The sequence below is a fragment of the Streptomyces sp. NPDC031111 genome (genome assembly GCF_055570675.1).
The window spans coordinates 378,926-392,187 of sequence record NZ_JBVIGS010000001.1 but is presented as its reverse complement, the minus strand read 5'-3'; the positions used below and the strand labels follow the sequence as shown (position 1 = coordinate 392,187).

Sequence of the window (13,262 nt, the reverse complement as noted above, 5' to 3'; positions counted from 1 at the left end):
GGCCGGACAGCCGGGCCCGGACCGTGCGTCGGAATGCCGAAGGAGACGAGTCGCGTGACGGTGGACATCGAGCACGCCCGGCCGCTGCCGGCCGGGACCGGCGTCAAGGAAGTACGTCGCCTGGACCGGGTGGTCATCAGGTTCGCGGGGGACTCGGGTGACGGTATGCAGCTCACCGGCGACCGTTTCACCTCGGAGACCGCGTCCTTCGGCAACGACCTCTCCACCCTGCCGAACTTCCCGGCCGAGATCCGCGCACCCGCCGGGACTCTGCCGGGTGTGTCGTCGTTCCAGCTGCACTTCGCCGACCACGACATCCTCACCCCCGGCGACGCACCCAACGTCCTGGTCGCCATGAACCCGGCCGCCCTCAAGGCCAACATCGGCGACCTCCCCCGCGGCGCGGAGATCATCGTCAACACGGACGAGTTCACCAAGCGGGCCATGCAGAAGGTCGGCTACGCCACCAGCCCACTGGAGGACGGCTCACTGGAGGCCTACCACCTCCACCCCGTCCCGCTGACCACGCTGACCGTCGAGGCGCTCAAGGAGTTCGACCTCACCCGCAAGGAGGCCGAACGCAGCAAGAACATGTTCGCCCTCGGCCTGCTGTCATGGATGTACCACCGGCCCACCGAGGGCACGGAGAAGTTCCTGAAGTCGAAGTTCGCCCGGAAGCCCGACATCGCCGCCGCGAACATCGCCGCGTTCCGGGCGGGCTGGAACTTCGGGGAGACCACCGAGGACTTCGCCGTCTCCTACGAGGTGGCTCCGGCGGCGACGGCGTTCCCGCCGGGGGTGTACCGCAACATCTCCGGCAACCTCGCCCTGTCCTACGGGCTGGTCGCCGCGTCCCGCCAGGCGGACCTGCCGCTCTACCTGGGCTCGTACCCGATCACCCCGGCCTCCGACATCCTCCACGAACTCAGCAAGCACAAGAACTTCGGCGTACGCACCTTCCAGGCCGAGGACGAGATCGCCGGCATCGGCGCGGCGCTGGGTGCCGCCTTCGGCGGCTCCCTCGCGGTGACCACGACGAGCGGCCCCGGTGTGGCGCTGAAGTCGGAGACGATCGGGCTGGCGGTGTCGCTGGAGCTGCCGCTGCTGGTCGTGGACATCCAGCGCGGCGGCCCCTCCACCGGCCTGCCCACCAAGACCGAACAGGCCGACCTGCTCCAGGCCATGTACGGCCGCAACGGCGAAGCCCCCGTCCCGGTCGTCGCACCGAAAACCCCGGCCGACTGCTTCGACGCGGCGATGGAGGCGGCCCGGATCGCGCTGACCTACCGCACCCCGGTCTTCCTCCTCTCCGACGGGTATCTGGCGAACGGGTCGGAGCCCTGGCGGATCCCGGGCCTGGGGGAACTGCCGGATCTGCGGGTGCGGTTCGCGCAGGGGCCGAACCACACCCTGGACGACGGTTCGGAGGTGTTCTGGCCGTACAAGCGGGATCCGCAGACGCTGGCGCGGCCGTGGGCGGTCCCGGGCACGCCGGGCCTGGAACACCGCATCGGTGGCATCGAGAAACAGGACGGCACCGGCAACATCTCCTACGACCCCGCCAACCACGACTTCATGGTCCGCACCCGCCAGGCCAAGATCGACGGCATCGACGTCCCCGATCTGGACGTCGACGACCCGCACGGTGCCCGGACCCTCGTCCTGGGCTGGGGCTCCACCTACGGCCCGATCACAGCGGCGGTACGCCGGCTGCGTATCGCCGGGGAGCCGATCGCGCAGGCGCACCTGCGCCACCTCAACCCCTTCCCGCACAACCTCGGCGAGGTACTCGCCCGTTACGAGCGCGTCGTCGTCCCCGAGATGAACCTCGGGCAGCTCGCCACCCTCATCCGGGCGAAGTACCTGGTCGACGCCCATTCCTACAACCAGGTCAACGGCATGCCGTTCAAGGCGGAGCAGCTCGCCACGGCGCTGAAGGAGGCCATCCATGCCCACTGAGGCACTCACCGCCAAGGACTTCAAGTCGGACCAGGAAGTGCGCTGGTGCCCCGGCTGCGGTGACTACGCCGTCCTCGCCGCCGTCCAGGGCTTCATGCCCGAACTCGGCCTGGCGAAGGAGAACATCGTCTTCGTCTCCGGCATCGGCTGCTCCTCCCGCTTCCCGTACTACATGAACACCTACGGGATGCACTCCATCCACGGCCGCGCCCCCGCCATCGCCACCGGACTCGCCACCTCCCGCCGCGACCTCAGCGTCTGGGTCGTCACCGGCGACGGCGACGCCCTCTCCATCGGCGGCAACCACCTCATCCACGCCCTCCGCCGCAACGTCAACCTCAAGATCCTGCTGTTCAACAACCGCATCTACGGCCTCACCAAGGGCCAGTACTCCCCCACCTCCGAGGTCGGCAAGATCACCAAGTCCACGCCGATGGGCTCCCTCGACGCACCCTTCAACCCGGTGTCACTCGCGATCGGCGCCGAGGCCTCGTTCGTGGCGCGCACGGTGGACTCCGACCGCAAACACCTCACCGAGGTGCTGCGCCAGGCCGCCGACCACCCCGGCACCGCACTCGTGGAGATCTACCAGAACTGCAACATCTTCAACGACGGCGCCTTCGAAGTCCTCAAAGACCGCCAGCAGGCCGAGGAAGCCGTCATCCGCCTGGAACACGGCCGGCCGATCCGCTTCGGCACCGACGGCTCCAAGGGCGTCGTCCGCGACCGGGCCACCGGCGACCTCAAAATCGTCACCGTCACGGACGACAACGCGGCCGACGTCCTCATCCACGACGCCCACGCCACCTCCCCCACCACCGCCTTCGCGCTGTCCCGGCTCGCCGACCCGGACACCCTCCACAACACCCCCATCGGCGTCTTCCGCAACACCGAACGACCCGTCTACGACACCCTCATGGCCGACCAGCTGGACCAGGCCGTCGAGCGGTACGGCAAGGGCGACCTGCAATCCCTTCTCACAGGCACCAACAACACCTGGACCGTGGAGCGTCCCTCATGACCTATGTCATTGCCCAGCCCTGCGTCGACATCAAGGACAAGGCGTGCATCGACGAGTGCCCGGTCGACTGCATCTACGAGGGCCCCAGGAAGCTCTACATCCATCCGGACGAATGCGTGGACTGCGGCGCCTGTGAACCGGTGTGCCCCGTGGAGGCCATCTTCTTCGAGGCCGATGTGCCGGACCGGTGGAGCGACTACCGCACCGCTGACGCCGAGGTCTTCACCGAACTCGGCTCGCCGGGCGGGGCGAGTGCGGCGGGGCCGCTGAGCGCCGACCACCCGTTGGTCTCCGAGCGGGCGGGCCAGGCCGCGTAGCCGGTCGTCGCGGCGCCGGATCCCGGCTCGGCTGAAGGTCCAGTCCCGTTCCAGGCCGATTGCAGTGGTCTGGGACACCGTAGGGGCGATGGCGGAAACCTTTCGCTGTCGCCTCTACGGCGTTTGTGCGCGCCGACCGCGGCCCTCGAGCCCCGGAGCACACTCACAAAGGAGCTGATCATGGACCGCACGCTCGCGGCCTCCTCCACCGCGTCCCTGACCCACGCACCGTCCGCTCCCGCCGCCGAACAGGGCTTTGTGGCCCCGCTCCATCTGCTGCACAGACCCGCGACGCCCGAGGGGTTCCTGCTGGACGCCACCGCGCCGGCGGAGCAGCACTTCGCCCTGTCCGCCGAACTGCCCCGGGGGCACGCCACGTTCAACGACGGGCCGGGAGTCTTCCACGATCTGCTGTTCGTGGCGGAATGCCTGCGCCAGGCCACGCACTTCGTCGCGCACCAGTATTTCCGGGTGCCGGCCGAACGCCCCGCCGTCTTCGTCTCCAGCGGGCTCGACGTCCTCGACCTCGCGCCCTGGCGCGACACCGGCGACCCGGCCCATGTGTCCCTGGACATCACCCTGACCCCTCTCGACGTGGTCCACGGGATACCGCGCGGCCTCGACTGCCGGGGCGGTGTGGCGATCGACGGGGTGAGCTGCGGAAGCGCCCGGGCACGGCTGCTGTTCCTGATGCCGAAGGTGTACGAGACCCATCGCGCCCTGGGGCGCAGGGAGAGCCTGTACAGCACCACGCCGGGCCGGGCGGCGGGCGTCGGGGAGCCGGAGTCCGCCGTTGTGCGGCCCGAGCGGGTGGGGAGGGGTCGGCCTGACAACGTAGTCGTGGGTCCGCCGCTCGGCCCGGTCGACGGCGAGTTCGTCCTGCCCGTGCTGCCCGCCGCGGGCCACGAGGTCTTCCGTGCCCGTCCCGGCGACCACGTACCGGGGCCGGTGTTCCTGGAGGCGTCCCGGCAGGCCTCGCTGATCGCCGCCGCGGAACTGCACGGGTTCGAGGCGGCGCACGCCGTGCTGACCAAGTGGCGGGTGTCCTTCCGCGGCTTCGGGGACGCCGACCTCCCGCTGACCTGCACCGTTGCCGCCGACGATCCGGTGCGCGACGGCGCCGGCCGGCCGACGGTCCGTACCCGGCTGGCCTTCAGCCAGGGCAGCCGCGTGCTGTGCACCGCCTCCGCCACCCTCCTCCAGGACTGCTGACCGCACTCCTCTCTCTCCCACCGTGTCTCGTAAGGAGCCCTGTCATGCGCTTCCGGGTACTGGGGCCGGTGAGCCTGGCTCCCCGCACCCCCTCCGCGGCTAAACCGCGGGCGCTGCTCGCCACGCTGCTGATGCAGTCCGGGGAGGTGGTTCCCGCGCCCGCCCTGATCGACGAGCTGTGGGGCACCGAACCACCGCGCACCGCGACCACCACGCTCCAGGTGTATGTGTCCCAGCTGCGGAAGGTGCTCACCGAGGACGGATCCGCCGAGCGGGTCGGGGCGCTGCTGACCCGGGCGCCCGGCTATCTGCTGGAGGTGCCCGAGCAGGAGTTCGACCTGCCGCGCTTCGAGCGGCTGCGCGCCCAGGGCCGTACGGCCTTGCAGGAACGGGACTACGTGCACGCCTCCTGGCTGCTGCACGAGGCCCTCGCCCTGTGGACGGGTCCGGCCCTGTCGGGGATCCCGCACGGTGTGCGGCTGGAGTCGGCCGCCATCCGCCTCGACGAACTGCGCATGGAGGTCCTGGAGCAGCGGATCGTCGCCGATCTGCGGCTGGGCCGCCACCAGGAACTCGCGGGTGAGCTGCTGGCGCTGGCCAACGAGCACCCGTTGCGGGAGAGCGTGCACGGCCACCTGATGGTGGCGCTGTACCGGACGGGCCGGGGGTCGGACGCGCTGCGGGTGTACGGCAGGCTGCGGCACTCGCTGGTGGAGGAGCTCGGGGTGGAGCCGGGGCCCGCGCTGGCCCGGCTGCACGAGCGTGTCCTGCGGCGCGATCCGGCGCTGGACTGGCGTCCGGACAAGGCCGGGGCGGCGGGCACCTCCGGTGCGCAGGGGGCGGGCGGTGCTCAGGGTTCCCGAGCCGCCGCGCCGGGTACGTCTGGGGCGGCCGGCGGCCGTCCCGTCCCGGGTCCGCCGCCGGTGCTGCCGGCCGCGGCCCCCGGGTTCGTCGGACGCCACGGTGAACTGGTCCAGGGGGAGCGGGCGTTGCGTGCCGGGGCCGGGCGGCCGGCGGTGCTGGCCGTGTCCGGGCCGGCCGGTGTGGGCAAGACCGCGTTCGCCCTGCACCTCGCGCACCGGGTGGCCGGCCTGTTCCCGGACGGCCAGGTGTTCGTCTCCCTGCGCGGGCCGCAGGGCGGTCCGCTGAGCGCGGCCCAGGCGGGGACGGCACTGCTGCGCCGCCTGGTCGACGACGTTCCCGGTTCCTGGCTCACCGACCCGGAGGAGGTGACGGACCGGCTGCGGCGGGCCATGCACGGGCGCCGGCTGCTGCTCGTCCTCGACGACGCCGCGTCCGAGGAGCAGATACGGCCGCTGCTGCCGCCCGGCGACTCGTCCGCGGTGATCGTCACGGGGCGGCGCGGCGCTCCCGCGCTGGACGGCGCGCGGCACATCGCGCTGGACACGGTGCGCCCGGACGAGGCGGTGGAACTGCTGATGGCCGCCGGCGGGGAGCGGATGGCGCGGGACCCGGTCACGGCCGGGGAGATCGCCCGGCTCTGCGGGTACTTCCCGCTGGCGCTGCGGGTGGCCGCGGCCGCCCTGACGGCACGTCCGCACACCACGGCGGCCGCGCTCGCGGAACGGCTGCGCGACGAGCGCACCCGGCTCGGTGTGCTGCGGGAGGGCGACCTCGACCTGCGGTCCACCCTGCTGACGGGCTATCAGGAGGCCGGGGCCGCGCAGCAGCGGGCGTTCCGCCTGCTGTCGCTGGCCCCGGGCCCGGACTTCGCGGCGTGGACGGCGGCGGTCCTGCTGGGCACCGGCACCGCGCAGGCCCACGAGACCGCCGAGGAACTCGTCCGGGCCCATCTGCTGGAGGCCCGGACGGACGGACCGGCACCGCGCTACGGCTTCCACTCGCTGCTGCGTGTCCTCGCCACGGAGCTGAGGACCACGGAACCCGACGGGGAGCGGACCCGCCGGGAGGCCGCGGAGCGGCTGGGGCGGGCGTATCTGGAGCTCGCCCGGCACGCGGACCGGCGACTGGCCCCCGGGCGGGACTGGCGGGCACACCCCGCGCCCGTCCGTACGGGGGTGGATGCCGGCGCGGTCGTCGGCACGAGCCCGCTGCGCTGGTTCCGGGAGGAGGCGGCGGGGCTGGTGGAGGCGGTACGGCAGGCGCACGCGGCCGGGTTGTGGTCCCTGGTGTGGGAGCTCGCCGGGAGCGCCGCGGGGTACTTCCACGCCTGTGCCGCCTGGGAGGACTGGGAGGAGACCCATCGGCTGGGGCTGGACGCGGCCCGGCGCGCCGGGGACGTCGCGGCGCAGGCGGCGATCCGGTACTCGCTCGGCGACCTCGCCTGGCAGCGCCGTGACGCGGACCGGGCGATGGCGTACTACGGCGCCGCTCAGCACGGGTTCGGTCTGGTCGGTGACCGGATCGGCGCGGCGCGCTGCCGGATCGGCGCGGCGGACATCCTGCTGGGCCAGGGCCGGCTCGGGGCCGCCGCGCGGCGCTACGGGCGGGCGCTGGCGCTCTGCTCGGCGGGCGGTGACCGGCGGGGCGCGGTGGCCGCGCTGAACGGGCTGGCCCTGGTCAATTTGCGGCTCGGCCGCGAGGAGGCGGCGGCGGGTCAGCTGGCGCAGTGCCGGGGCGCGGCGGAACGCCTGGGCGACCGCCGCTGGACGGAATACCTCCGCCGCACCACGGCCCGCCTCACGACCCCCACCCCCCACGCCACAGAAATCCAACCGGGCATCTGGCTAATCTCCCCCACCCGCTCCTGACCCAGCTACGGGCGGTCGCCCCGCCCAGCTGCGGGCAGTCGTGCCGCTGGGGCGGCACGGGTGGGCGCAGGCGGCACCCCGCAAGCGCCGGGCAGCGCGACCCACCCCCGCCCAGCCCCAGACGCCGGGCACCTCACCCCGCGGCAGCCCGCCGGCGCCCACCCCGCCGCTTCCGCCCCGCATCCGCCCGCCGCGTACGCAACAACTGCCGCCACTCCTCCGCACTGAACCGAGCCGCCTCCGTCCCGGAGACAAAATCGTGCAGCACGGCAAGAAACCGCTCCGGATCCGCCCGGAACGGAAAGTGCCCCGCGTCCTCGAAGATCTCCAGCCGACTCCCCGGCATGGACACATGCCCCAGCCCCGCGTGGATCGCCGGCACCACCATGTCCCGCCCGCCCCACACCAGCATCGTCGGCATCCCCTGCGTCAGATAGCTGCGGTCGAGCAACGTACCGACCTGCCCACGCCAGTCGACGACCGCCCGCAGGGTCCGTACGAAGGCGCTGCGGGACGTGGCGTCGGGCAGCGCGTCGACCACCCGCAGCAGATCCGGCGCGTCCACGCCGAGCCCGGTGTCGAGCACCTTCAACAGCCGCACCCACTGCGTCAACTGCCACCGCACGGTGGGCAGTTGCAGAGCCGCGAGCATCAGCTCCGCGCCCGGCAGCGTGGCCGCCCGCAGCAGCGGGGTGACCTGGCGTCCGATGCCTCCGCTGCCGACCAGCACCAGCCGCTCGGTCCGCTCCGGGAACTGGTAGGCGAACTGCGCGGCGACCGCGCCACCGAGCGAGTGCCCGACGAGGGTCGCCCGCTCGATGCCGAGGGCGCTGAGCAGGTCGCGCAGTCCGTTGGCGTACGCGCCGGGCGAGTAGTCGCCCCGGGGTTTGGCGGACGCCCCGTGACCGAGCAGGTCGGGGGCGACGACCCGGTAGCGGGAGGCCAGGCCCGGGATGATCTCGGCCCAGGTCGAGGAGGAGTCCCCGATTCCGTGGATCAGCACGACGGCGGCCGGGCCCTTGCCCGCCATCCGGTAGGCGTGCCGGTATCCGTGCAGCTGACGGGTGCGGACGCGGACCTCGTTGACGGCCACGGCGCGTGGTCCCGGCCGGAACGGGCGCATACGGGCGCCGGTGAAGGGGGTGACGGGCACGGTCAGGCCTCCTGCGGTATCAGTGCGGTGCCCGCGTCCGCGCCGGAGTCCGGGTCGGCGGCGCCGGAATCGTCGAGGTCGGGCGCGATTCCCAGCGACGCGAGGGTGCGCCAGGGAGGGACTGCGGTGCGGGTCGGGGTGCGCCACGGGGCGAACCGGGGAGTCGGGGGACGAGTGGTCTTCACGGTGGGCATGGCAACCGCCTCGGGATCGGTGTGGCGAGATTGCGTGGACGTTGGTGTGAAGTGGCCGGGGCGCGTGCGGACCGGGGGGAAGTCGCGCGGCCCGGCGCTTACGGGGTGCCGTCGCGCCCACCCGTGCCGCTGGGGGCACCTCCCAGGCCCTTGAGGCACTGGGGGAGGCACGACTGCCCGCGACTCTGAGGTGCGTGGGCCGTGCGGACCAGGCGTAAGGCACGACTGCCCGCGGCTACGGGGCCACGTGCCGCTCTCGGGGGGTGCGGGCGACCGGCCTGCGCCCCGTGATCCGGGCCCGGAGCAGGGATGCGATCAGCCACTTGCGCATCGCGCCCAGGTGCGCAGGTGAGCCGTGGACGTCGTCGAACTCCTTGAAGCGGACCCGGGGCAGCGTCCGGGCGAGCAGCTGCTGCTCCGCGCGCGGGATGATCTCGTCGCGGGCGCTGACGACATAGCCGACGGGGATGTCGACGGCGGCCAGGACGTCGGGGCCGAGCGGGAAGTCCCGCAGCAGCGTCCGCAACCGGCCGGGGTCGGCGGCCCCGGTGAGCCTGCACAGGGTGTCCACGGTGACGCCCGGCACCCGGGGCCACCAGTCGGGGTCGGTGAAGAAGCCGGCCACGGGGGCGCCGACGGTGTGCACGCTGCGGATCCGAGGGTCCTCGGCGGCGGCACGCAGCGCGAGGTGCCCGCTGAAGCTCAGGCCGAGGACCGAGGTGTCGGCCACCCGGGCGCGGCCGGTCAGCCGGTCCATCAGGAAGGGGAACAGCCGCCAGGAGTCGGCGTGGTAGCGCAGGGTGTTCTCCCCGACGCCCGGCATCTCGGTGGCCACCGCCGCGTACCCGAGGCGGGCCAGCCGGGGCAGCAGGGGCGCCCACTGCTCCTTCACGCTGACGATGCCGCCCATGATCAGCAGCAGGGGGCGCCGGCCACGGGCGTCGAGTCCGGCGGTCCAGCAGGCGACGGTGCCGTCGGGGTGGTCGAGGACCAGCCGTTCGATGCCGCGGCGGCGACGCCAGTCGTCGAAGGTGCGGACGCAGTTGGCCTGCGCCTTCGCGCGGTCGTCGTCGCCGTGGTACGGGAAGCGGGCGAGGGCGTACCGGCGGCAGGCGTCCAGCGGGCGGCCCGCGGAGGCCAGCCGGCCGGCCTCCGCGCTCCACACCCGGGCCCAGGACTCGGGGTGCCCGGGTTCGTCGTTGGTGATCCGCGGAAGTACGGCCGACACCTGGCGCTCGCTCAGACCCTGGCCGCGGGCGTGCAGCAGGGCGAACTGCTTCAGCTCGTCGAGTTGGTTCATGGCTCTCCTCCGTCTGCTCCGGAAGCCGAGGGGCGGCCCCGGGGAGGGGATGCGGCCCGGAGGCCCGGAGGTCGTCACGAGGTGCGGGCGGGCGCCCGTGCCGGGAGCGGGGGATGTTTCCCCCGGCCGGGCTCCCGCCCAAGAACATGCTGTCGGTGCTCCCTTGAGCCCCGCTTGCGGCCCGCATGACCGCCCGCACAGGGATACGCGCCGGCCCCCAACGCCACGTGCCGGGCCGCGGAGCGGGACTCCCCTCTCCGCGGCCCGGCACGTGTCACCAGCCGTCCTGCGGCCGTCCTACGACCGTCCTCCGCCTCACCAGCCCATCAGCTCGGCCTCCGCGGTGCTGTCGTCGTCCTCCGGGTCGTCGCCGAGGGCCTCGGCGACCGCGGCGACCACCCGCGGATCCAGCATGGTCTGCGCCGCCGTGTCCCGCGTACCGCCGAACCCGGTGTTGCTCACCGCGACGCTGACGACGTAGCCGCCGTCCACCGAGAAGGTGCGGAACTCCCACTCGACGCCGGTGCCGGGCGCCCCGTCCGGGGCCAGCACCCGGGGCGGCCGGCCGTCGGCGCCGAAGCCGAAGTCCGTGAACCGGAACCGCAGTCCCTGTCCGATCGCCTTGCTGTAGGCCTCCTTGAGCGTCCACAGACGCACCAGTACGGCTTCCCGCCGATGCGGCGGAAGCCGTTCCAGGAGCTTCAGTTCGTACGGTGTGCAGACATGGCGGTGCAGCCCCCTGGTGTACAGGGGGCGGTCCGCCCGTTCGGCGTCCACCCCGATCAGGCCCTTGGTGCTGAGCCCGATCAGCAGCAGGTCCTCTGTGTGGCTGAGGCTGACGTCCACCGCGTCGTAGCCGCGCAGATAGGGCCGGCCGGTGGGGCCGTACCCGAGTTCGACGACCTGCGGCGGCACTCTCAGCGCCACCGCCGCGGCGAACTTCAGCAGCACCCGGGAGGCGGCGAACCGCGTCCGGACGTCCGGGTGCGTCATGTCCAGATACCGCTCCCAGTCCCGGCCCAGCAGGGCACGCAGTCTGGGGCCGCCCGCCCGGTCCGGCCGCCAGTCGGCGAGCCGGGCGTGCAGTACGGCGACCGCGTGCTCCTCGAGGTCCGCACGGACCCGGTCCCATGCTCCGTCACGGCCGGAGATGCGGATCGGCTCCCCGAACGAGGGGCTTGACGCCGTCCTCCTCCGCGCCGTCATCGAAGCCCTCCAAGGTCTGCTTGAGGTCGTCCAGGACGTCGGCGGCGGTGGCGCCGTCGATGACCCGGTGGTCGAAGGTGAGGCCGAGCCGCATCACGGGGGCGACCGCCACCTCCCCGTCCCTGACGACGGGCCGCTCGACGACGCGGCCCGCGCACAGGGTGACCGCGGTGCCGCCACTGGAGTGGAAGCCGTCGACCGGCCGGTGGCCGAGCGAGCTCACCGCGACGGTGCCCAGCACGGTCGGCCGACGGGCCGGGCTGCGCAGGGCGGCGGCGAAGGCGAGCCGTCCGAGCGGCACCGGCAGCCGGCCGAGCAGCCGGACACCGCGGAACTCGGGCAGCCGGTCGGTGCCCGGTCCGCGGTAGCGGTCGATCCGCTCCTGGACGGACTCCAGGTCGGCGCTCTCCAGCCCCGGCAGCAGCGCGGAGAGCACGGTCCGTTCCCCGTCCACCGTGCGGTCCAGCGCCAGCTTCGCGGTGACCTGCGCGAACCGTACGGTGCGCGGTCCGCGCAGGCCGAAGAGCCCGCCGGGAACCATCGTGGCGTTGGCCCCCGGGTGGCGGTGGAGCACCCGGCCGGTGGCGTGCAGCAGATAGGTGACGACCGAGTACCGCCGGCCGGCGGCGCGGGCGGCGGCCCGGTGCGCCTCGATCCGGGTCATGTCGATGTCGGTGTCGAGGTGGACGGGCCGCTGCCGGGCGGCGTACTCCAGGAAGTACAGGGTGTGCCGGCGCCGGCGTTCGGGGTGGACCCGCAGGGGGGTCGGCGCGCCGGGCCGGGCCCCGGTCATGTGCCCGCCGCCAGCCGGTAGATCTCGCCGAGACTGCGGGCCTCGAGGAGCCGGCCGACGGGCAGCGAACGGCCGGTGGCCTGCTCCAGCGCGGTGACGAGTTTCAACAGGTAGAGCGAGTCCCAGTCGGGCAACTGGTCGAGGTCGGCGGAGACCTGGTGCTCCGCCAGCGGCATGCCCAGCTCGTCCCTGACGAGGCGGACGAAGTCGTCGATGGTCTGCATGGGTACGGCCCTCCCGGGCAAGGTGCGGGTCAGATCTTCTCGAGTGCGAAACCGGACTTGATCCACTTGCTGGACTCCACGGCGACGGCCAGCGCCCGCTGCCCCTGGCCGATCTTCCCGAGCAGCGCCTCCAACTGGAGGAAGGGCAGGGCGTTGCCGTTGTTGCCGGTCTCGGCGACGCACGACACCTCGACGGCGCCGGGCAGGTCGAGCTGCTCGGTGATGTGCCGGGTCATCCGGCCGGACAGCTGCGGCGGCAGCAGGAAGTCCACGTCCTCGGGGGACCAGTCGAGGTCCTCCAGGAGCTCCCACAGGATCTCCAGGGCCATCACGGGGACGGACTCCTCGATGGCCTTGTAGTCCTCCCGCACCGCCTGCCGGTCCTCGTGCCGGTCGGCCAGCCCGAACCACTCGATGACCTGGCCGGGCTGCCGGCCGAGCCCGGTGAAACGGTTGAGGACCCTGCGGACCGCCACCCGCTCCCCGCGCGGTTCGGCGGTGAGCACGGCCGCGCCCGCCCCGTCGCCGAAGAGCACGTAGTTGACGAGGTCGCTGGGCGCCGCCCCGGACAGGTCCCGGTCGAGGTCGAGATGCTTGCTGCACACGTCGCCGCCGATCACCAGGCCGGCCCGGTGCCCGCCGCCGGTGATCAGGGTGCGGCCCAGTTCCAGGGCCTGTACGGCTCCGGCGCAGCCGGACTGGAGCTGGTAGGTGGGAATCTGGTCCAGGCCGAGCTGGTCGGCGACATGGTTGACGGTGGCGGGCATGAGATGGTCCGGGGTCGCGGTGCCCATGACCACGAAGTCGATCTCGTCGGGAGCGACACCGGACGCGGTGAGGGCCTGCTCGCCGGCGCGGGCGCACAGGTCGGCCAGCGACCAGCGCACCTCCCCGCTGGTCAGGTCGCGGGCGAAGTGCCGGGTCCGGGTGCCGATGAAGACGTCGATCCATTCCTCGTTGACGCCGAGCGTCCGGGCGAGCATGGCGTTGTCGACCGGATCGCCCGGCAGGGCGGTGCCGGCCCCGGCGAGATGGGCGACGGGCTCGGACGACGAAGACGGGGCGGACGAGGGCTGCTGGGGTGACTGCGGTGGCTGCATCGGACGGTTTCCTTCTCACAATCGGCCGAGGAGGGACGTACGGACGGGGCG

Annotated in this window: 12 protein-coding genes; 5 read left to right on the top strand and 7 right to left on the bottom strand. The window is 73.0% G+C overall.

The window, feature by feature from the left end:
* Window positions 1–33 precede the first annotated feature (33 nt).
* The 5 genes from ACZ470_RS01780 to ACZ470_RS01760 all read left to right on the top strand — a co-directional run bounded on the left by ACZ470_RS01780 (window position 34) and on the right by ACZ470_RS01760 (window position 7,241).
* Window positions 34–1,959 (top strand): 2-oxoacid:acceptor oxidoreductase subunit alpha, encoded by a 1,926-nt coding sequence (locus tag ACZ470_RS01780; protein WP_468423440.1) that lies wholly within the window; start codon window positions 34–36, stop codon window positions 1,957–1,959.
* Window positions 1,949–2,980, top strand: coding sequence for a 2-oxoacid:ferredoxin oxidoreductase subunit beta (locus ACZ470_RS01775; protein ID WP_468423438.1), 1,032 nt, complete (start codon window positions 1,949–1,951; stop codon window positions 2,978–2,980). Before ACZ470_RS01780 ends, ACZ470_RS01775 begins: the two co-directional genes overlap by 11 nt.
* The gene (fdxA, locus tag ACZ470_RS01770; protein WP_468423436.1) at window positions 2,977–3,297 is read left to right on the top strand and encodes a ferredoxin; all 321 of its coding nucleotides are present in this window, start codon (window positions 2,977–2,979) and stop codon (window positions 3,295–3,297) included. Before ACZ470_RS01775 ends, fdxA begins: the two co-directional genes overlap by 4 nt.
* Before the next feature lie 180 nt (window positions 3,298–3,477).
* Complete coding sequence (locus tag ACZ470_RS01765) at window positions 3,478–4,509, top strand: AfsA-related hotdog domain-containing protein (protein ID WP_468423434.1); 1,032 nt, start codon at window positions 3,478–3,480, stop codon at window positions 4,507–4,509.
* Between the two features lie 44 nt (window positions 4,510–4,553).
* Complete coding sequence (locus tag ACZ470_RS01760; RefSeq protein ID WP_468423432.1) at window positions 4,554–7,241, top strand: AfsR/SARP family transcriptional regulator; 2,688 nt, start codon at window positions 4,554–4,556, stop codon at window positions 7,239–7,241.
* 133 nt (window positions 7,242–7,374) lie between these two features.
* On the opposite strand, the gene ACZ470_RS01755 is transcribed toward ACZ470_RS01760, so the two are convergent.
* From ACZ470_RS01755 to ACZ470_RS01725, 7 genes are all read right to left on the bottom strand, one after another.
* Window positions 7,375–8,364 (bottom strand): alpha/beta fold hydrolase, encoded by a 990-nt coding sequence (locus tag ACZ470_RS01755; protein WP_468424036.1) that lies wholly within the window; start codon window positions 8,362–8,364, stop codon window positions 7,375–7,377.
* A gap of 32 nt (window positions 8,365–8,396) precedes the next feature.
* Complete coding sequence (locus ACZ470_RS01750) at window positions 8,397–8,588, bottom strand: hypothetical protein (RefSeq protein WP_468423430.1); 192 nt, start codon at window positions 8,586–8,588, stop codon at window positions 8,397–8,399.
* A 235-nt stretch (window positions 8,589–8,823) separates the two neighbouring features.
* Window positions 8,824–9,888 carry an alpha/beta fold hydrolase gene (locus ACZ470_RS01745; protein ID WP_468423429.1) on the bottom strand — a complete coding sequence of 355 codons (1,065 nt, stop codon included), beginning with the start codon at window positions 9,886–9,888 and terminating at the stop codon, window positions 8,824–8,826.
* 315 nt (window positions 9,889–10,203) lie between these two features.
* Window positions 10,204–11,094, bottom strand: coding sequence for a 4'-phosphopantetheinyl transferase family protein (locus ACZ470_RS01740; RefSeq protein WP_468423427.1), 891 nt, complete (start codon window positions 11,092–11,094; stop codon window positions 10,204–10,206).
* Window positions 11,027–11,887 (bottom strand): 2-oxo acid dehydrogenase subunit E2, encoded by an 861-nt coding sequence (locus ACZ470_RS01735; RefSeq protein WP_468423425.1) that lies wholly within the window; start codon window positions 11,885–11,887, stop codon window positions 11,027–11,029. The genes ACZ470_RS01740 and ACZ470_RS01735 overlap by 68 nt, the downstream gene beginning before the upstream one ends.
* Window positions 11,884–12,111 carry an acyl carrier protein gene (locus ACZ470_RS01730; protein ID WP_468423423.1) on the bottom strand — a complete coding sequence of 76 codons (228 nt, stop codon included), beginning with the start codon at window positions 12,109–12,111 and terminating at the stop codon, window positions 11,884–11,886. Before ACZ470_RS01730 ends, ACZ470_RS01735 begins: the two co-directional genes overlap by 4 nt.
* A gap of 29 nt (window positions 12,112–12,140) precedes the next feature.
* Window positions 12,141–13,211: a 3-oxoacyl-ACP synthase III family protein gene (locus tag ACZ470_RS01725; protein WP_468423421.1), complete on the bottom strand. Its 1,071-nt coding sequence runs from the start codon at window positions 13,209–13,211 to the stop codon at window positions 12,141–12,143.
* Window positions 13,212–13,262: the final 51 nt, after the last annotated feature.